The organism is Thioclava marina, assembly GCF_002020135.1.
Taxonomy (GTDB): Bacteria; Pseudomonadota; Alphaproteobacteria; order Rhodobacterales; family Rhodobacteraceae; genus Thioclava; species Thioclava marina.
The window spans coordinates 299243-316052 of the sequence record NZ_MPZS01000003.1; the positions used below are offsets into that span (position 1 = coordinate 299243).

The window sequence follows — 16810 nt, forward strand, 5'->3', positions numbered from 1 at the left end:
CCCCGAGCTTTCGGCCTGAAGGTGGCCCGACGCTCAGTCCTCGGCGGCCTGCCGCGTAGCACTGTAGAGCACCTGACCGCGCGGCAGTATCACCGCGTGGCGCGCCACCTGCCATCCGGTGCAGCGGGCGAGATGTTCCACGTCGTCGGCCAGCACATGATAGGGCGGTCGGATGTCATGGGTGACCACCCCGTCGGGCTGGCGATAGGGGTGCGCGGCCTGCACGGCGTCGGGGGCAAGGAACACGGTGAAGAGAAACCGCTCCAGCCGCTCGAACTGGCGCAGGTTGGTGAGCGCGCGGCGCAGGTAAGCCATCGGCAGATGCGGGAAGACCGCGAAGGCGATCGCATGGGTGATGGTCTGCGGGATACCCGGAAACTCGAAACGGGGATCCTCGATCAGCTGGGCGGGATCGAGCCTTTCCGGCTCGGCCAGTTCTTCGCGATGGCCCGCGAGCATGATCGCACGCGAGGCGTCGGTGGCCCAATAGTGACCGGGCTCGAGATAGGGCACCGCCTTGCAGCCCAGCCGCAGCGATCCGGCCCCGATATCGAGAAGGTAATGATGTGGCTGCAATCCGGCGGCGCGCAGCACCTCCATCTGGATGCGCCCGGTCTCGTCCCAACGTCCGCCCACCACGGCGCGATGACGCCCCGCGGCAATGGCCGCATCGTAGAAACCGGCCGCTTCGTAAGGGTTGTGGGACATCGTGCGGCGCTTTCGGGCAAGGACCAGATGGCGTCCAATGCGCGCCTTGCGCTGTTGCGTCAAGGCTGATCACGCGCCGGGTCAAGTCGCAAGCAGCCTTCCATGACCCGCCGCCGCGATCCGTGCGCCCGACAGGTGCGCCATGTGCCAGCCGAGCACCTGGTTCGAACTGAGCACCGGCATTCCCAGCTCGGCCTCGAGCGGGGCGATGATATCGAGCGTGCGCAGGTTGGTGCAGGACAGGAAGACCCCGTCGATCCTGTTGCGACGGGCGAGGGTGCGCGCGGCCTCGGCAATCGAGGCGGGCGCGATCCGGGCCACGCGGGCCTCCACCTCTTCACCGAAGGAGAGCGTGTCGGGGACGGTCAGCCCCGCCGCCTCGAAGGCCTGCCGGATCGGCCCCGCGACCGGGGCGATATAGGGTGAGACGATCCCCACACGCTCCAGCCCCAGCGCGTGGCAGGCCGCCAGCGCGGCGCTGAGCGGATCGGTCACGGCGCGGCTTTGCACTGCACCCGAGACAAGCTCCGCCACACGCGCGGCCCCGATCAGCGTCGTGCCGGAGGTGCAGGCATAGCCCACCGCATCGAACCGGGCGGCCGGGGGCAGTAGCGCGGCCGCCGCAGGTAGCGTGGCCTCCATCTCGGCGATCGTGTCGGGGGTCAGCTCGGCCCCCGAAGGCACGCGGCTGACATGGATCCGCGCCGCTTCGGGCGGAAAGAGACGGCGGAAATCCTGTTCGATCGTCTCATCGACCTGAAGCACCACAAGACCGAGCCGGGGCAGGGCCTCTTCGAACAACTCATAGGGAAAGGCGCTCATCCGACGATCTCCGGCAATTCTGCGGGCGCGCGGCGCGACAGAAGCTCGACCCCGTCCTCGCGCAGCACGATGTTTTCTTCATGCACGAGGATATGCCCGTCGCGCGTCTCGCAGCCCGGCTCCAGCGTAAGCACCATGCCCGCGCGCAGCGGCGTCGTGTCGAGAGGCGTGAAGGAGGGCCATTCGGTCAGAGTGATCCCGAGCCCGTGGCCGAGCCTGCCGCCCGAGGGCGTGGCACCATGGCGGCGCAGCCCGGCGCAGAGCATCGCATGGACGTCGCAGGCCCGGTGACCCGGGCGCAGGGTGGCGATCACCTCTTCGGTCGCCTGCCAGAGCGCGTCATTGGCGCGCCGGGCGCAATCCGAGGCGGGACCGATCGCCCAGTTGCGGTCGAAATCGCAGAAATAGCCCTCGCGCACCGCGCCGGTGTCGAGCATCAGCACATCGCCGGGGCGCAAGGGCTCTGGGCCGGCGGGCGAGATCACATCGCCATAACCATCGCACCCGGCTCCGCCCGCGACATAGCTCACCCAATCCGCGCCCTCGTCGAGCAGTGCGATCTGGAAATCGCGGAACACGGCGTCGAGCTTCCGCCCCGCTCGGGCAAATTCCGGCACCCGATCGAACGCGCGCGCAGCGATTTCGCAGCTCGTGCGGATCTTCGCGATCTCGGCTTCGGACTTGATCTCGCGCACCCGCTGCACGCAGGCGGTGGCGTCCACGAGGGCGCGCGGGGCGAGGCGGGTGCGCAGGGCCTCGAAATCGGCCAAGGGCATGCGCAGATGCGTCTCCAATCCCATCGGCAGACCAATCCGTCCGCTTTCGGGCACCAGATCCGCCAGCGTCCCGGCCAGCAGGCTCACCCCGTCATCACGCGGATCGGGGGCGTCCCATGTGCGGATCTGCGGGATCCAGCAGCGCCCCATCAGCTCGGCCCCGATCGCTGGGATCACCGCCACGGGCTCGCCCGATTGCGGCACAACGACGAACCACGGACGGGCGGGGCTCTCCCAGAAACGGGTGAGAAACCCGGCCGTGTAGAAAATATCGGCGGGCGCGCTCAGCAATAGCGCGTCGAGCCCGCCCGCAGCCATCCCCGCTTGCAGCCGCGTGACGCGGTCGCGATATTCCTGCGCGGGAAAGATCAGGGATTTCTCGGTCATGCCGTCGCGCCTTTCGCTGTCACCCCGCGAACCCTAGCGCGGATCACGCGACTGTGTGTGTGCTTTTCGACCTCTTCGGTAGAGAGACTGCCTCCAAAGGCTTGCCATTGCCCGTTTACGCGCCACGATAGCGCATCGCGACAGCGGGCCGTGCCCGCGACCGTCGGGCTCATGGAAAGGAGCGCGCGTGAGAAATCCACACGCATCGGACAAAAGGTCATTGCCCGCAGGGATCTGGGCGCTCGGCTTCGTCTCGCTTTTCATGGATGTCTCCTCCGAGATGATCCACGCGCTTTTGCCGGTCTATCTGACGGTGGGGCTTGGCGCCTCGACACTGGCGGTCGGCGTGATCGAGGGGATCGCCGAGGCGACTGCCGCGATCACCAAGGTCTTCTCCGGCGCGCTGTCGGACAGGATCGGGCAGCGCAAGCTGCTCGCGGCGCTGGGCTACGGGCTTGCCGCCGTGACGAAACCGATCTTTCCGCTCGCGCCCAGCTTCGGCTGGCTGGTCGCGGCGCGCTTCATCGACCGCGTCGGCAAGGGTATTCGCGGCGCGCCGCGCGACGCGCTGGTGGCCGATCTCGCGCCCGAGGGGCTGCGCGGCGCGGCCTTCGGGCTGCGCCAGTCGCTCGACACGGTCGGCGCCTTCGTGGGCCCGCTCGCCGCGATCTTGCTGATGTGGCTGTTCTCCGACAATTTCCGTGCCGTGTTCTGGGTTGCGGTGATCCCGGCCTTCCTCTCGCTGGGGCTGATCCTGTTCGCGGTGAAGGAGCCCGCGCGCCCCGAGGGGCTCCGCCGGGTGCGCAACCCGCTCGCGCCTTCCGAGCTGAAACTCCTGGGCGGGGTCTACTGGTGGGTCGTGGTGGTGGCGACGCTCTTCACGCTGGCACGTTTCAGCGAGGCCTTCCTGATCCTGCGTGCTGAGGGCGAAGGCGTGCCGATCATGCTGGTGCCGCTGGTCTTCGTGGGGATGAATTTCGTCTATTCGCTCACCGCTTATCCGGTCGGGGTGCTCTCAGACAGCATCGGTCGGGTCTGGCTTCTGATCGTGGGTCTTTGTCTGTTGATCGCGGCCGATGTCGTGCTGGCACTCTCGAGCGGGATCACGAACCTTGCGGTTGGCGTGCTGCTCTGGGGTGTGCATATGGGGTTCACGCAGGGGCTGCTCTCGACGCTGGTGGCCGAGGCGGTCCCGGCCGAGCTGCGCGGCACCGCGTTCGGCATGTTCAACCTCGTTACCGGGATCGCGCTTCTGGTGGCAAGCGTGGTCGCGGGCGCGCTCTGGGAGGTGTGGGGCCCGCAATGGACCTTCCTTGCCGGAGCGGGGTTCGCGGGAATGGCGCTTCTGAGTTTGCTGCCGCTGCGCCATCGCCTCGACGGAAAGGCCGCAGCCAAGGCGCCGGCCAGGTAATCCGGGTTTTCAGCCATTCGCTGGGAACATACCTTCTATTCAAGACTAAGTTGTTCTGCCTCAATGCGTTCGTGCTGCGACGGAGCTCTGATTGTCACACGTATCAATCCAGAGCATCGTTCAGGATGCGGCGATGGCGCGACGAGTGAAGGACGACCCAGATGGCGGATCGAAGCAGCGAAGAGATCGAACGGATGCTCGCAGGGGCCAAGCACCGCAAGAGGGGCTGGCTCTGGGCGGTCGTTGTGGTCGCAGTGCTCGGCGCGGCGGGGGCCTGGTTCTGGCTCGCGCGTTCCCAGCAATCGGGGGGCGTGACTTACGTGACCGAGGCCGTCACGCGCGGTGACCTGACGGTGACGGTGACCGCAACCGGCACGGTCGAGCCGACGACCGAGGTCGAGGTTTCTTCCGAGCTTTCGGGCACGCTCGCGAGCATCGAGGTCGATTACAACGATGCGGTCGAGGTGGGGCAGGTTCTCGCCCGTCTCGACGACACGAAATTCAATGCGCAGGTCGCGAATGCCGAGGCCGCTCTGGCCGCGGCGAAGGCAGAGCTTTTGCAGGCCGAAGCCACGCAGCGCGAGGCAACCGAGCTTTACGACGCGCAGGCCGAGCTTGAGCGGCGTGGGGTGGTGAACCACAGCGATTTCGTGGGCTACGTTGCCACGCGTGACCGGGCGGTGGCCGCGGTTCAGGCGGCGCAGGCCTCGCTCACCCTGGCCGAAGCCAATCTCGCGATGGAAAAGGACGATCTGGAAAAGACGGTGATCCGTTCCCCGATCAAGGGCGTGGTGCTGGATCGCGACGTTTCGGCCGGGCAGATCGTGGCGGCGTCGCTCTCTGCCCCGACGCTTTTCACGTTGGCCGAGGATCTGAGCAAGATGCAGCTTCTGGTCGATATCGACGAGGCCGATATCGGGCAGGTCGAGGTCGGCAACCGGGCCAGCTTCACCGTCGACGCCTATCCCGGAGAGATCTTTCCCGCGACGATCACTCAGGTGCGCTATGCGCCAGAAACCACCGATGACGTGGTCACCTACAAAGGCGTTCTTGCCGTGGATAACGGCGAGATGATGCTGCGTCCCGGCATGACCGCCACCGCGACGATCACCGTCGATGAAGAAACCGGCGCGCTTCTGGTGCCCAATGCGGCCTTGCGCTACGCGCCGCCGCAGGTGGTCGAGGATACGGGCAATGGCGCGGGCGGACTGATCGGGCTGATCATGCCGTCCCGGCCCGGATCGGACAGCGCGACCGCGACGGGCAAATCCGTCTGGGTGCTGCGCGACGGGACCCCGGTCGAAGTGGCGGTCACGCCCGGAGCGTCCAACGGCAAACTCACGATCATCACCGAGGGGGATCTGGCCGAGGGCGATCAGGTGATCACCGACCAGCGGGACGGCGCGCAATGAGCCCGCCTCTGATCGAGCTGGAAGGCATCACGCGAACCTATGGCTCGGGTGAGGCGCTGGTGCGCGCGCTCGACGGGGTGGATCTGACCGTGGAGAAAGGAGAGTTCGTCGCGATCATGGGGCCCTCGGGGTCGGGCAAGTCGACGGCGATGAACATCATCGGCTGTCTCGACCGTCCGAGTGGCGGGCATTACCGCTTCAACGGGGTCGAGGTGGCGACGCTCGATCAGGACCAGCGCGCGCTCTTGCGCCGCAACTACCTCGGTTTCGTCTTTCAGGGCTACAACCTTCTGCCGCGCACAACCGCGATCGAGAATGTCGAACTGCCGCTGATCTACAAGGGCCAGCGCAAGGCCGAGCGGCTGGTGCGGGCGCGTGAGGCGCTGCAGCGCGTCGGGCTCGAAGGGCGCGAGCATCATACGCCCTCGCAGCTCTCGGGCGGTCAGCAACAGCGGGTGGCGATCGCGCGGGCGCTCGCGGGAGAGCCGATGGTGATGCTCGCCGACGAGCCCACGGGCAACCTCGACACGAAACGCAGCGTCGAGATCATGGAACTGATGCAGAAGCTCAATCGCGAGGCGGGGCTGACCATCGTCATGGTGACCCACGAGGAAGACATGGCCGCCTATGCCTCGCGGCTGGTCGTCTTCACCGATGGCAAGGTCGTGCGTGACGAGTTGATGCAGGAAAGGGCGTCGTGATGCTTTGGGAAACGGTTCGCCTTGCACTCACCGCGATCACCCGCAATGCGCTGCGCTCCTTCCTGACGGTGCTCGGCGTGGTGATCGGCGTCGCGGCGGTGATCGCGATGGTGACGGTGGGGCAGGGCTCGTCCGAGCAGGTTTCGGCCAATGTGGAATCGCTCGGCACAAGCGTTCTGGTGCTGCGTCCCGGTGCGCAGATGATGGGGCCGGGGGCGCGCGACAACGCCCCGTCCTTCAAGCTCGCGGATGTCGAGGCGCTTCAGGATCTGACCTCTCTCTCCGCGGTCGCTCCGACTGTTTCGAGTTCGGAAACCGCTGTTTACGGCAATTCAAACCGCTCCACCACGATCACCGGCACGACCTCGGCCTATCTCGAGATCGGCGGCTGGGAGATCGCACGCGGACGCAGCTTTTCGACCGCCGAGGATCGTAGCGGAGCGAATGTCTGCATCATCGGCGAGACGGTGCGCACCGCGCTGTTCGGCTCGACAGATCCCACGGGCGAGAAGATCCGCATCAAATCCATCTCCTGTGAGGTGATCGGCCTTCTGGTCGCCAAGGGGGCGGGCTCTTTCGGGCAGGATCAGGATGATCTGGTGATCATGCCGGTGCGCACCGTGCAGCGTCGACTTCTGGGCAGCCAGGACGTGTCCTCCATTTCGATGACGGTCGCCTCCGGTGTGTCTTCCGAGCGCGCGATCTCGGACATCAAGACCCTGATGCGCGACCGCCGCCGCATCGCCATCGGCGAGGAGGATGATTTCTCGGTCAATGACATGAAGGAACTCGCCTCGATGCTGAACTCGGTCAACTCGGTGTTGACGGGGCTGCTGTCCTCGGTCGCGGCGGTGAGCCTGCTTGTGGGGGGCATCGGGATCATGAACATCATGCTGGTCTCGGTGACCGAGCGTACCCGCGAGATCGGCATCCGCCTTTCGGTGGGCGCACAGGCAAGCCAGGTGCTGATGCAGTTCCTCGTCGAGGCGGTGGTGCTCTCGCTTCTCGGGGGCGTGATCGGCATCCTTGCGGGGCTCGGGCTCGCCTATGTCGCGGCGCAGATCATGGCGATCCCGTTCTCGCCCAGCCTCGACGTGATTGCGCTGGCCTTCGGTTTCTCGGCGGTGGTGGGCATGGTCTTCGGCTATTTCCCGGCCCGTGCGGCGGCCCGGCTCGATCCGATCGAGGCGCTGCACTACCAGTGAGGCGCGCGCTCAGCGCCGCTTCTCGCCCAGCGTCCAGACGCCGGCGATGGCACGGTCATCGCCCATCATGATCGTCGGGAAGATCGCTTCCCAGATATCCTCGGCACGCGCCGCGCGTTGGGCGATGGCGGGGGTCGAGGCGAGATCGACGGCGATGAAATCGGCTTCCATGCCGGGCGCCAGCGCGCCGATCCTGTCGCCCATCCGTATCGCCTGCGCCGAGCCTTGGGTGGCGAGCCACCAGAGCTGGGCGGGATGGAGCGGCTTGTGCGTGAGCTGGCCGATCTCATAGGCCGCAGCCATCGTGCGCAGCATCGAAAAGCTCGACCCGCCGCCGGTATCGGTCGCAAGTCCGATCCGCTGCCCCTCCGCCAGCCTCTTGGGCCAATCGAAGAGCCCCGAGCCGATGAAGGTGTTCGAGGTCGGACAATGGATCAGCGCCGCGCCCACCTCCTGGATCCTGTCGGCCTCGCGCGGCTCGAGATGGATCGCGTGGCCGTAAAGCGCGTTCGGGCCGAGAAGCCCATAGGTCTCATAGGTGTCGAGATAGTCGCGCGCGGTCGGGTAAAGCTCGTGTACCCAGGCGATCTCGTCCACCTGCTCGGACAGATGGGTCTGCATCAGGCAGTCGGGGTGTTCGGCCCAAAGCGCCCCGAGCGCGGCCAGTTGATCGGCCGAGGAGGTGGGCGAAAAGCGCGGCGTGATCACATAGGACAGCCGGTCCACCCCGTGCCAGCGCCCCAGCAGCGCCTTGCTGTCGTCATAGGCCGATTGCGGCGTGTCGCGCAGGCCGTCGGGGGCGTTGCGATCCATGCAGGTCTTGCCCGCCGCCACCCGCATTCCGCGCGCCTGTGCGACGGTGAAGAAGGCGTCGACGCTGCCCGGATGGATCGTGCAATAGCTGCACATCGTCGTGGTGCCGTTCTCGAGCGCGAGATCGAGATAGAGATTGGCGATCTGCGTCGCATGGGCGGGATCGGCGAAGGAGATCTCCTCGGGGAAGGTGTAGTGATTGAGCCAGTCGATCAGTCGCTTGCCCCAGCTCGCGATGATCGCCGTCTGCGGATAATGCACATGCGCGTCGATGAACCCCGGCGAAAGGAGATTCGCTCCGTGATCGGTAACGCGCGCTTGGGGGTGGGCCGCGCGCAGTTCATCGGCCTCGCCGACGACCGCGATCTTGCCGCCCTCGATGAGCAGCGCGCCATGGCGGCGATGGGTGACCGCCTCGGGCCCCTCGACCAGCGCATCTCCGCGATATTCCAGAACCTGACCCAGATGCAGCTCAGCCATTACTCTCTCCTGTCCGACGCACCATGCTAGGGCGACGCCGCGACAAGGTAAATCTCTGGCGGAGCGGACCGGTTTTTTCCGCGCGCCCCCTGTCCATCCGCGCGAATTCGTCTATGTTTTCCGCGCGATCGGAATGGGGGCGACATGGCCGAAGCACTTGCCGAAGAACATGACCGCGAGGAAGAGGACTACCGGCTTGACGGGGAGGTCGTCGAGGCGATCCTCGATGCCGCCGAGCAGGGTGACGCGGAGAGGCTGAGCGCACTGCTCGAACCGCTCCACGCGGCCGATATCGCCGACCTTCTCGAACAGGTCTCCGGCAGCGAGCGTCGCGCGATCCTGCGCCTTTGGGGGCGCGAGATCGACGGTGAGATCCTCACCGAGATCGACGAGGGCATTCGCGAAGAGGTGCTTGAAAGCCTGCCGCCGGAAGTTCTGGCCGAGGCGGTGCGCGAGCTCGACTCCGATGACGTGGTCGATCTCATCGAAGACCTCGAAGAGCCGCAGCAGGAGGCCATCCTCGAAGCGCTCGACGAGCCGGACCGTGCCGCGGTCGAGAAATCGCTCGCCTATCCCGAATATTCCGCCGGCCGCCTCATGCAGCGCGAAGTCGTCACCGCGCCCGAACATTGGACGGTGGGCGAGACGATCGACTATCTGCGCTCGGCCGAATGGCTGCCCGACCAGTTTTACCATGTGATCCTTGTCGATCCGGCCTATCATCCGCTGGGCAATATCACCCTCGGACGGATCCTCTCGGCTCCGCGCGCCTCGAAGCTGATCGATATCTGCGAAGAGGAATTCCGCACGATCTCGGCCTATCAGGAAGAGGGCGACGTCGCCTATGCGTTCAACCAGTATCACCTGATCTCGGCCCCGGTCGTGGACGAGGATGACCGGCTCGTCGGCGTCATCACCATCGACGACGCGATGTCCGTGCTCGACGAAGAGCACGAGGAAGACATCCTGCGTCTGGCCGGTGTGGGCGAGGAATCGGCAATCTCGGATACGGTGATGGAGACCGTTCGCCAGCGACTGCCCTGGCTCTTCGTGAACCTGCTGACGGCGATTCTGGCCTCGGGGGTCATTTCGCTTTTCGAGGGCACGATTCAGCAGCTCGTGGCGCTGGCGGTGCTGATGCCGATCGTGGCCTCGATGGGGGGCAATGCGGGCACGCAGACCCTGACCGTTGCGGTGCGCGCGCTCGCGACGCGTGACCTCACCGAGAGCAACGTCTGGCGCGTTGTGCGACGCGAGGCGGTCGTGGGGCTGTTGAACGGGCTGGCATTTGCGCTGGTGATGGGGATCGTGGCCGCCTTCTGGTTCTCGGGCGCGCAGCTCGGGATCGTGATCGGGCTGGCGATGGTGATCAATCTCGTCGTCGCGGCGCTCTCGGGTATTCTGATCCCGTTGGCGCTGGAGAAACTGGGGGCTGACCCGGCGCTGGCCTCGGGGACGTTCGTGACCACGATGACCGATGTGGTGGGCTTCTTCGCCTTCCTCGGGCTCGCCTCGGTCCTGCTGCTGTGAGCAAGGACCTCGCCCGCAAGGATGCCTTCGCCGCGCGAAAGGTGGCGCATGCGGCGGATGATGGCGCGGCTACGCGAGCGCTGACGGCGGCGCTGGAGCCCTTTGCGGGCAAGGTTCTGGCAGGATACTGGCCGATCCGAACCGAGCCCGATCCGCGCCCGGCGATGGTGGCCCATGGCGGGCCGCTCTGCCTGCCGGTCGTGATGGGGCAGGGGCAGCCGCTGGTCTTTCACCGCTGGAGCCCCGAAACCGAGATGATCGAAGGCGCTTATGGCGCGCATGTCCCGGCCAATGGCGAGGAGATCATCCCCGAGGTGCTGATCGTGCCGCTCCTGGCCTTCGATGCGCTCGGTTATCGCTTGGGCTATGGCGGCGGCTTTTACGACCGCACGCTGGAGGGCCTGCGCGCCCGCGGCCCGGTCACCGCGATCGGCTTTGCCTTCGCGGCGCAGGAAGTGCCGCAGGTGCCGACCGAGCCGACCGACCAGCCGCTCGACATGATCGTGACCGAGGCGGGCGTGCGCCGCTTCTGATCAGCCCATCCGCTCGGAGGCGTAGGCGCCGGGCGAAGCCGGGAAGACCACCGTCTTGTTGCCATTGAGGAAGACGCGGCTTTGCACATGGGCGTGGATCGCGCGCGCCAGCACCTGCGCCTCGACATCGCGACCCAGCGAGACGTAATCCTCGGGGCTCTGCGCATGGGTGACGCGCACGGTGTCCTGCTCGATGATCGGACCCTCGTCGAGATCGGCGGTCACGTAGTGCGAGGTCGCCCCGATCAGCTTCACGCCGCGCTCATAGGCCTGCTTGTAGGGGTTCGCGCCCTTGAAGCTCGGCAGGAAGGAGTGGTGGATGTTGATGATCCGGCCCGACATCTTCTGGCACAGCGCATCCGAGAGGATCTGCATGTAGCGCGCCAGAACGACCAGCTCGGCGCCGCTCTCGTCGACCACGTCGAGCAGGCGCTTTTCGGCCTCGGGCTTGTTCTCCTTCGTCACTTTGATGTGGTGGAAGGGCAGGTCGTGGTTCACGACGACCTTCTGATAGGTCATGTGGTTCGAGACCACGCCCACGATCTCGATCGGCAGCGCGCCGATGCGCCAGCGATAGAGCAGGTCGTTCAGGCAATGGCCGAAATTCGACACCATCAGCAGGACCTTCATCTTCTCGGTGGCATCGCGCACCGCCCAGTCCATCTGGAAATCCGTTGCGACGGGCTCGAAGGCGGCGCGGATCGCGTCCGCATCGGCACCCTTTTCCGACACGAAGCTCACACGCATGAAGAACTGCCCGGTCTTCGGGTCGTCATATTGATGCGAGTCGGTGATGTTGCAGCCCTGATCGGCCAGCACATTGGCAATGCCCGCGACGATCCCCCGCGTCGAGGGGCAGGCAACGGTGAGAACGTAGGCTTTGGCGGTCTCGGTCATGGCTGGCGTCCTTTCGCATCTTCGCGCGTTGGCTTACCCCGCGCGGGCTGGAGGCACAATCGGGGTTTGCACGCCCGCAAGCTGACGGGAAAGCGACGGCGCGGGGGGAAAAAGCGGCGTGGTGCGAGAGTGATGCGAGATTTTGACCCAAGGGCGCAGGCGCGCTAGATTCGCGTGATCGGCGCAGGAGGCGTTCATGGCAGGCGGCTGGGCGAAAGACGGAGCGGTGAGCGAGCAGATCGAAGCCTCGATCCGCGACGAGCTTGACCGGCTGAAGGCGCGGCGCGGCCCGGTGGGCGAGAGCCTCACGGAATGCGCCGATTGCGGCGAAGAGATTCCGCAGGCGAGGCGCGAGGCGATCCCCGGGGTGAAGCTGTGCGTGGAGTGCGCCTCCGAGCGCGATGCGCGCCGCGCCCCGCATGCGGGCATCAACCGGCGCGGCTCGAAGGACAGCCAGCTGAAGTGATCAGAGCGCGCAGGCCATCGCCTTGTCGAAGGCGGCGGGCGAGGTGTCGGACCCGAGGCTTTTCCATATCACATTGGCCTCGGCATCCAGATGGATCGCGCGCAGCTGCGACCAGTCGAAGCTCGCCACGATCATTTCAGGGCCTTCGCCGCAATCTCGCACGCCGCCCATGATCCGGTCCGCGCCGAAACGGTGATTGGTCAGCTTGCCGCCCGAGAAAACCTCGCGCAGCGTGCCATTCTCGAACTGGTAGAGGCGCAGGATGCCCAGCCTGTGCGGGGCGTCGATCAGCGCGATCTCCTGATGGCCGTCGCCGTTGAAATCCGCGATCCCGATGGGGGCGACCCAATGGTTCGGCTCGCCGACGAAGGGGGTGGAGGCGAGATAGGCAGGCGCGCCGTCCTTCGCGCTCAGGACCAACACGCGCGAACCTCGTTTCAGGTTGGACTGCACCACGACCACATCGGGAAGCCCGTCGCCATCGAGATCGGCGATGCGCGGCGCGGTGTCCTCAAAGACCATGTCCGCATCGGCGGGCAGGCGATAGGTGAGGGTGCTCCGACCCCTGAACAGCCCGCCTTCCGGTCCCGCCTTGCGGGCAATCTCGATGAAGAGCGTGGCGAATTCCTGCCCGGGGCCGAGCGCGTCATGCCCGTAGCGATCGGTCGGATCGGCATAGCGCGCCGTGACCGAGACCTCGGCCCAAACGGGCGGGGCGGCGGCGATCAGCAACAGGGTCGTGAACGCCGCGCGCAGCATCAGATCTGCTTTTCGGGGATGTTGACGACGAGCCCGTCGAGGTCGTCGGTGACCTTGATCTGGCAGGTCAAGCGCGAGGTGACGGGGTCGGGCTCATAGGCGAAATCGAGCATGTCCTCTTCCATCGTGTCCTTCGGCGGCAGCTTTTCCACCCAGTCCTTGTCGACATAGACATGGCAGGTCGAGCAGGCGCAGGCGCCGCCGCAATCCGCGTCGATGCCGGGCACGCCATTGTCGCGCGCGCCTTCCATGACGGTCATCCCGGGCTTCACGTCGATCTCGTGACGGGTGCCGTTGAATTCGACATAGGTGATTTTCGCCATTTCTCGGGGCCTCTTCATCGCTGAATTCCGTGCCGGTCGCCGCCGGACGAAACCGATCTAAGCCTCTTTGCCCAGTTTGACCAGAGGGGGGCGGCCGGGGATTGCCGCGCGGCGCGATTGCGCTAATCTCGCGGGCAGGCAGGCAAAGGAGCAGCGCGTGAGCCATGATACCTCATCGACCCGCAGGGCCGGGCGCGTGGCACTGGTGTTCACGGGTCTCCTTGCGCTTGCGGGATGTCAGGAAGAGACCGCGTCGCAAGGCAAGCCCTCCCGTCCGCCCGCACAGACGCTTTCCGAGGTGCTGATGGAACGCAAACCCGCCGATGACGCGCAGGGCTGTTATGCCGAGCTGAAAGCGCCCGCGACGGTGGAGACGGTGACCGAACAGGTGCAGGTCGTGCCCGAGCAGCGCGATCCCGGGACAGGCGAGATCACGCAGCCTGCCGTCTATCGGGAGGTCAGCGCGCAGCGCATCGTCGAGGCCTCGCGCGCACGCTATTTCCAATCGGTCTGTTCGGGGGATCTGACGCCCGGATTCGTCGCGATGCTGCAACGTGCGCTGAAGGTGCGCGGGCTCTATTCCGGGCCGGCCGACGGCAAGCTCGACCCGGCGACGGGGCGCGCGATCTCTGCCTATCAGGGTCCGCGCGGGCTCGACAGCCCGACGCTTTCGGTGCGCGCGGCGCAGGAGCTGGGACTGTATATCTGGGGCAATTGAGCGACCCGGTGGATCGCGATTTCGCCAATGCTGGCGGGGGCGGGGCTTGTGTCGGCGGGCGGGCTCGTCTCTAAACGGGATGAATTCACCTATTCTTTGAACCCTGATGTCCGGCTTTTTCGACAGCAACCTGCGTTTTCTGCGCGACAATGCCCGCTGGCTGGCGGCGGGCTTCCTGCTGACGTTGTTTTCCTCTTTCGGGCAGACCTTTTTCATCGGCCTGTCCGGAAACGAGATCCGGGCGAGCTTCGGTCTATCGGGCGGAGCTTTCGGTGCGCTCTACATGCTGGCCACGCTCGCCTCGGCCTCGACGCTGCCCTTTCTGGGGCGTACGCTTGACCTGATGCCCGGCTGGAAGGTGGTGCGCTTCACCATTCCGCTTCTGGCGCTGGCCTGCATCGGGATCACTTTGGCGCCCAATTTGGTCGTGCTTACGCTCGCGATCTACATGCTGCGGCTCTTTGGGCAGGGCATGATGACCGAGATCGCCTTCACCGAGATCGGGCGCTGGTTCATTGCCAGTCGCGGCAAGGCGATGTCGCTGATCGTCCCGGGCCAGCCCTTCGGATCGGCGGTGCTTCCGGTGATCGTCGTGCTGGTCGATCAGGCGAGCGGGACGTGGCAACTGGCCTGGTGGCTGTCGGCGGGACTGCTGGTGGGGATCGCGTTGCCGCTGGTGGTGACGCTGATGAAGGTCGAGCGCGTGCCGCTTGCCGCAGAAGCGCAATCGAGCACCGCCAGCACCGCGCGCGACTGGACCCGTGCCGAGGTGATCCGCGATCCGGTCTTCTACATGTTGCTGGCCGGTCTGCTCGCGCCACCTTTCATCGCCACGGTGATCTTCTTTCATCAGGGCTACCTGACAGAGCTGCGCGGCTATTCCGATCTGGCTTTTGCTGCGGCTTTCCCGGTGATGTCGGTGGCCACGGTGGGCTTCGGTTTCGTCTGCGGCGGGCTGATCGACCGGTTCGGGGCGCTTCGGCTGTTGCCTTTCGTGCTGATCCCGCTGGCACTGGCTTCGCTGAGCGTGGCCGCCGTCACGCCGGTCTGGGGTGTCTATGCGTTCATGGCGCTGCTCGGGGTCTCGAACGGGTTCACCGGGACGCTGATGGGGGCGCTCTGGCCCGAGGTCTACGGGGTGAAGAACCTCGGCGGTATCCGGGCGCTCGTGGTCGCGGCGATGGTGCTTTCGACCGCGGTTGGGCCGGGGATCACCGGTGTGCTCATCGATATGGGGGTGGATCTCCCCACGCAGATGTTCGGCATGGCGACGTGGTGCGTGATTGCCGCTGCGGTGTTGACGCTGGCATCGTGGCGGGTGCGCGCGCGTGAGGTCCGCCCATGAAAAAGGCGCCCCGGGGGGCGCCTTTCCGTGTCATTCGGTTTCGCTGATCACTCGACTGGCAGCGCCACGAAACGCGGCTCGCCACCACGGCGGATCAGCAAGAGCACCGATTTGCGCCCCGCATCCTTCGCCGCCTGCACGCGCTCTTCAAAATCATCGACCGAGGAGACGGGCTTCTGGCCGACCTCGGTGATCAGATCGCCCGCGCGCAGACCTTTTTCATAGGCGGCGGAGGTCTCGTCGATCGACTTGATCACGAGCCCCTGTGCATCCTTGGTCAGGCCCATCTCGGTACGCAGCTCGTCCGTGAGCGGCGTCACCGTCAGCCCGAGCATGTCCTTCTCGACCTCCTGCGGGGCCTGCACCGCCTTGGGCGGTTCTTCGCCCTCGGCCAGCTCGCGCCGGCCCAGCGTCACCAGAAGCGTCTTGCTCTCGCCATCGCGCAGCACCGTCACGCGGACCTTTTCGCCCACCGGCGCATCGGCCACGCGGCGCACGAGATCGCGGGTGCTCTTCACCTCGCCGCCATCGAAGGAGGTGATCACGTCGCCCGCCTCGATCCCGGCCTCTTTTGCAGGCCCTTCGGGCACCTCGGAGACCAGAGCGCCCTCGGGCGTCTCAAGACCCATCGCCTCGGCCATGTCGGGCGTCACGTCCTGGATCTTCACCCCAAGCCAGCCGCGGCGGGTCTCGCCGAATTGCTTGAGCTGGTCGACCACTTTCGAGACCACGTTCGAGGCCATCGAGAAGCCGATCCCGATCGAGCCGCCATTGGGCGACAGGATCGCGGTGTTCACGCCGACGACTTCGCCCTCCATGTCGAACAGGGGACCACCCGAGTTGCCCCGGTTGATCGCCGCGTCGGTTTGCAGATAGTCGTCATAGCTGCCCGAGAGCTCGCGGTTGCGCGCCGAGATGATGCCCGCCGAGGCCGAGAATCCCTGGCCGAGCGGGTTGCCCATCGCCATCACCCAGTCGCCAACGCGGACCTTGTCGGAATCGCCGAAGGTGACGAAGGGCAGGGGCTCGTCGCTTTCGACCTTCAGCAGCGCGATATCGGTTTTGGGGTCGGTGCCCACGAGCGTCGCATCGAGCCGCTTGCCCGAGAAGAACTCGATCTCGATCTCGTCGGCATCCTCGATGACGTGGTTGTTCGTCACGATATAGCCGTCTTCCGAAATGACGAAGCCGGAGCCGAGCGCGTTCGACCGCCGTGGTGCGCCGCGTCCGTTCGGGCCGTTGGGGCCGGGCAGGCCGAAATCGCGAAACAGATCCTCGAAGGGCGAGCCGGGCGGGAAATTGGGAATGTTGCCCGTGGGCGCCGCCACCGTCGTCGACGTGGTGATGTTCACGACCGAGTTCGAGACCTGATTGACCAGCTCGGCAAAGCTCTCCGGCGCGCCGCGGGCATAGGCGGGGCCTGCAAGCGGGGCGCAGGCGAGCGCGACGGCAAGCATGGCCGCGCCCATCCCGGCACGCAGCGAGGATCCGGGTCTGGTGAAGAAATTCATGTGGCACTCCCTT

Annotated in this window: 17 protein-coding genes; 9 read left to right on the plus strand and 8 right to left on the minus strand. The window is 66.1% G+C overall.

The window, feature by feature from the left end; genetic code table 11:
• Nucleotides 1-33: 33 nt before the first annotated feature.
• From BMG00_RS15700 to BMG00_RS15710, 3 genes are all read right to left on the minus strand, one after another.
• Nucleotides 34-708: a class I SAM-dependent methyltransferase gene (locus BMG00_RS15700; RefSeq protein WP_078574993.1), complete on the minus strand. Its 675-nt coding sequence runs from the start codon at nucleotides 706-708 to the stop codon at nucleotides 34-36.
• Between the two features lie 81 nt (nucleotides 709-789).
• Nucleotides 790-1530, minus strand: a complete 741-nt coding sequence (locus BMG00_RS15705) for a maleate cis-trans isomerase family protein (RefSeq protein WP_078574994.1) — start codon at nucleotides 1528-1530, stop codon at nucleotides 790-792.
• Nucleotides 1527-2693, minus strand: coding sequence for a M24 family metallopeptidase (locus BMG00_RS15710; protein ID WP_078574995.1), 1167 nt, complete (start codon nucleotides 2691-2693; stop codon nucleotides 1527-1529). Before BMG00_RS15710 ends, BMG00_RS15705 begins: the two co-directional genes overlap by 4 nt.
• Before the next feature lie 220 nt (nucleotides 2694-2913).
• Between BMG00_RS15710 and BMG00_RS15715 the strand changes: the two genes are divergently transcribed.
• The 4 genes from BMG00_RS15715 (at nucleotide 2914) to BMG00_RS15730 (ending at nucleotide 7422) form a co-directional block, all read left to right on the plus strand.
• Nucleotides 2914-4104: an MFS transporter gene (locus tag BMG00_RS15715; RefSeq protein WP_245795061.1), complete on the plus strand. Its 1191-nt coding sequence runs from the start codon at nucleotides 2914-2916 to the stop codon at nucleotides 4102-4104.
• A gap of 161 nt (nucleotides 4105-4265) precedes the next feature.
• A complete protein-coding gene (locus BMG00_RS15720; RefSeq protein ID WP_078574996.1) occupies nucleotides 4266-5516 on the plus strand; it encodes an efflux RND transporter periplasmic adaptor subunit in 1251 nt (416 codons plus the stop codon).
• Nucleotides 5513-6217 (plus strand): ABC transporter ATP-binding protein, encoded by a 705-nt coding sequence (locus BMG00_RS15725; protein ID WP_078530737.1) that lies wholly within the window; start codon nucleotides 5513-5515, stop codon nucleotides 6215-6217. Before BMG00_RS15720 ends, BMG00_RS15725 begins: the two co-directional genes overlap by 4 nt.
• Nucleotides 6217-7422 carry an ABC transporter permease gene (locus BMG00_RS15730; RefSeq protein WP_078530738.1) on the plus strand — a complete coding sequence of 402 codons (1206 nt, stop codon included), beginning with the start codon at nucleotides 6217-6219 and terminating at the stop codon, nucleotides 7420-7422. The genes BMG00_RS15725 and BMG00_RS15730 overlap by 1 nt, the downstream gene beginning before the upstream one ends.
• A 9-nt stretch (nucleotides 7423-7431) precedes the next feature.
• On the opposite strand, the gene guaD is transcribed toward BMG00_RS15730, so the two are convergent.
• Entirely contained in the window at nucleotides 7432-8715 is a 1284-nt protein-coding gene (gene guaD, locus BMG00_RS15735; protein WP_078574997.1) for a guanine deaminase, read from the minus strand.
• 144 nt (nucleotides 8716-8859) lie between these two features.
• Between guaD and mgtE the strand changes: the two genes are divergently transcribed.
• Together mgtE and BMG00_RS15745 are read left to right on the plus strand one after the other, a co-directional pair.
• Complete coding sequence (gene mgtE / locus BMG00_RS15740; protein ID WP_078574998.1) at nucleotides 8860-10245, plus strand: magnesium transporter; 1386 nt, start codon at nucleotides 8860-8862, stop codon at nucleotides 10243-10245.
• Nucleotides 10242-10778 carry a 5-formyltetrahydrofolate cyclo-ligase gene (locus BMG00_RS15745; protein WP_078530741.1) on the plus strand — a complete coding sequence of 179 codons (537 nt, stop codon included), beginning with the start codon at nucleotides 10242-10244 and terminating at the stop codon, nucleotides 10776-10778. The genes mgtE and BMG00_RS15745 overlap by 4 nt, the downstream gene beginning before the upstream one ends.
• Here the strand turns inward: BMG00_RS15745 and purU are convergent, their stop codons facing one another.
• Complete coding sequence (gene purU / locus BMG00_RS15750; RefSeq protein WP_078530742.1) at nucleotides 10779-11675, minus strand: formyltetrahydrofolate deformylase; 897 nt, start codon at nucleotides 11673-11675, stop codon at nucleotides 10779-10781.
• A 196-nt stretch (nucleotides 11676-11871) separates the two neighbouring features.
• Here purU and BMG00_RS15755 point away from each other — a divergent pair, with 196 nt between their 5' ends.
• A complete protein-coding gene (locus BMG00_RS15755) occupies nucleotides 11872-12141 on the plus strand; it encodes a DksA/TraR family C4-type zinc finger protein (protein ID WP_078574999.1) in 270 nt (89 codons plus the stop codon).
• On the opposite strand, the gene BMG00_RS15760 is transcribed toward BMG00_RS15755, so the two are convergent.
• Entirely contained in the window at nucleotides 12142-12900 is a 759-nt protein-coding gene (locus BMG00_RS15760) for an FG-GAP repeat domain-containing protein (RefSeq protein ID WP_078575000.1), read from the minus strand. It lies immediately after the preceding gene.
• Complete coding sequence (locus tag BMG00_RS15765) at nucleotides 12900-13223, minus strand: 2Fe-2S iron-sulfur cluster-binding protein (RefSeq protein WP_078530745.1); 324 nt, start codon at nucleotides 13221-13223, stop codon at nucleotides 12900-12902. Before BMG00_RS15765 ends, BMG00_RS15760 begins: the two co-directional genes overlap by 1 nt.
• A gap of 157 nt (nucleotides 13224-13380) precedes the next feature.
• Between BMG00_RS15765 and BMG00_RS15770 the strand changes: the two genes are divergently transcribed.
• Together BMG00_RS15770 and BMG00_RS15775 are read left to right on the plus strand one after the other, a co-directional pair.
• Nucleotides 13381-13941, plus strand: a complete 561-nt coding sequence (locus tag BMG00_RS15770; protein ID WP_146642675.1) for a peptidoglycan-binding domain-containing protein — start codon at nucleotides 13381-13383, stop codon at nucleotides 13939-13941.
• 106 nt (nucleotides 13942-14047) lie between these two features.
• Nucleotides 14048-15286: an MFS transporter gene (locus BMG00_RS15775; protein ID WP_078575002.1), complete on the plus strand. Its 1239-nt coding sequence runs from the start codon at nucleotides 14048-14050 to the stop codon at nucleotides 15284-15286.
• A 47-nt stretch (nucleotides 15287-15333) separates the two neighbouring features.
• Here the strand turns inward: BMG00_RS15775 and BMG00_RS15780 are convergent, their stop codons facing one another.
• A complete protein-coding gene (locus tag BMG00_RS15780; protein ID WP_078575003.1) occupies nucleotides 15334-16797 on the minus strand; it encodes a DegQ family serine endoprotease in 1464 nt (487 codons plus the stop codon).
• Between the last annotated feature and the right edge of the window lie 13 nt (nucleotides 16798-16810).

Excerpts from the sequence above, each read along its gene's own strand:
- BMG00_RS15765 (WP_078530745.1), bottom strand. The coding sequence starts at position 13,223 with ATGGCGAAAATCACCTATGTCGAATTCAACGGCACCCGTCACGAGATC.
- BMG00_RS15710 (WP_078574995.1), bottom strand. The coding sequence starts at position 2,693 with ATGACCGAGAAATCCCTGATCTTTCCCGCGCAGGAATATCGCGACCGC.
- BMG00_RS15755 (WP_078574999.1), top strand. The coding sequence starts at position 11,872 with ATGGCAGGCGGCTGGGCGAAAGACGGAGCGGTGAGCGAGCAGATCGAA.
- BMG00_RS15720 (WP_078574996.1), top strand. The coding sequence starts at position 4,266 with ATGGCGGATCGAAGCAGCGAAGAGATCGAACGGATGCTCGCAGGGGCC.
- BMG00_RS15700 (WP_078574993.1), bottom strand. The coding sequence starts at position 708 with ATGTCCCACAACCCTTACGAAGCGGCCGGTTTCTACGATGCGGCCATT.
- BMG00_RS15725 (WP_078530737.1), top strand. The coding sequence starts at position 5,513 with ATGAGCCCGCCTCTGATCGAGCTGGAAGGCATCACGCGAACCTATGGC.
- guaD (WP_078574997.1), bottom strand. The coding sequence starts at position 8,715 with ATGGCTGAGCTGCATCTGGGTCAGGTTCTGGAATATCGCGGAGATGCG.
- BMG00_RS15705 (WP_078574994.1), bottom strand. The coding sequence starts at position 1,530 with ATGAGCGCCTTTCCCTATGAGTTGTTCGAAGAGGCCCTGCCCCGGCTC.
- BMG00_RS15730 (WP_078530738.1), top strand. The coding sequence starts at position 6,217 with ATGCTTTGGGAAACGGTTCGCCTTGCACTCACCGCGATCACCCGCAAT.
- BMG00_RS15780 (WP_078575003.1), bottom strand. The coding sequence starts at position 16,797 with ATGAATTTCTTCACCAGACCCGGATCCTCGCTGCGTGCCGGGATGGGC.
- BMG00_RS15775 (WP_078575002.1), top strand. The coding sequence starts at position 14,048 with ATGTCCGGCTTTTTCGACAGCAACCTGCGTTTTCTGCGCGACAATGCC.
- BMG00_RS15760 (WP_078575000.1), bottom strand. The coding sequence starts at position 12,900 with ATGCTGCGCGCGGCGTTCACGACCCTGTTGCTGATCGCCGCCGCCCCG.
- mgtE (WP_078574998.1), top strand. The coding sequence starts at position 8,860 with ATGGCCGAAGCACTTGCCGAAGAACATGACCGCGAGGAAGAGGACTAC.
- purU (WP_078530742.1), bottom strand. The coding sequence starts at position 11,675 with ATGACCGAGACCGCCAAAGCCTACGTTCTCACCGTTGCCTGCCCCTCG.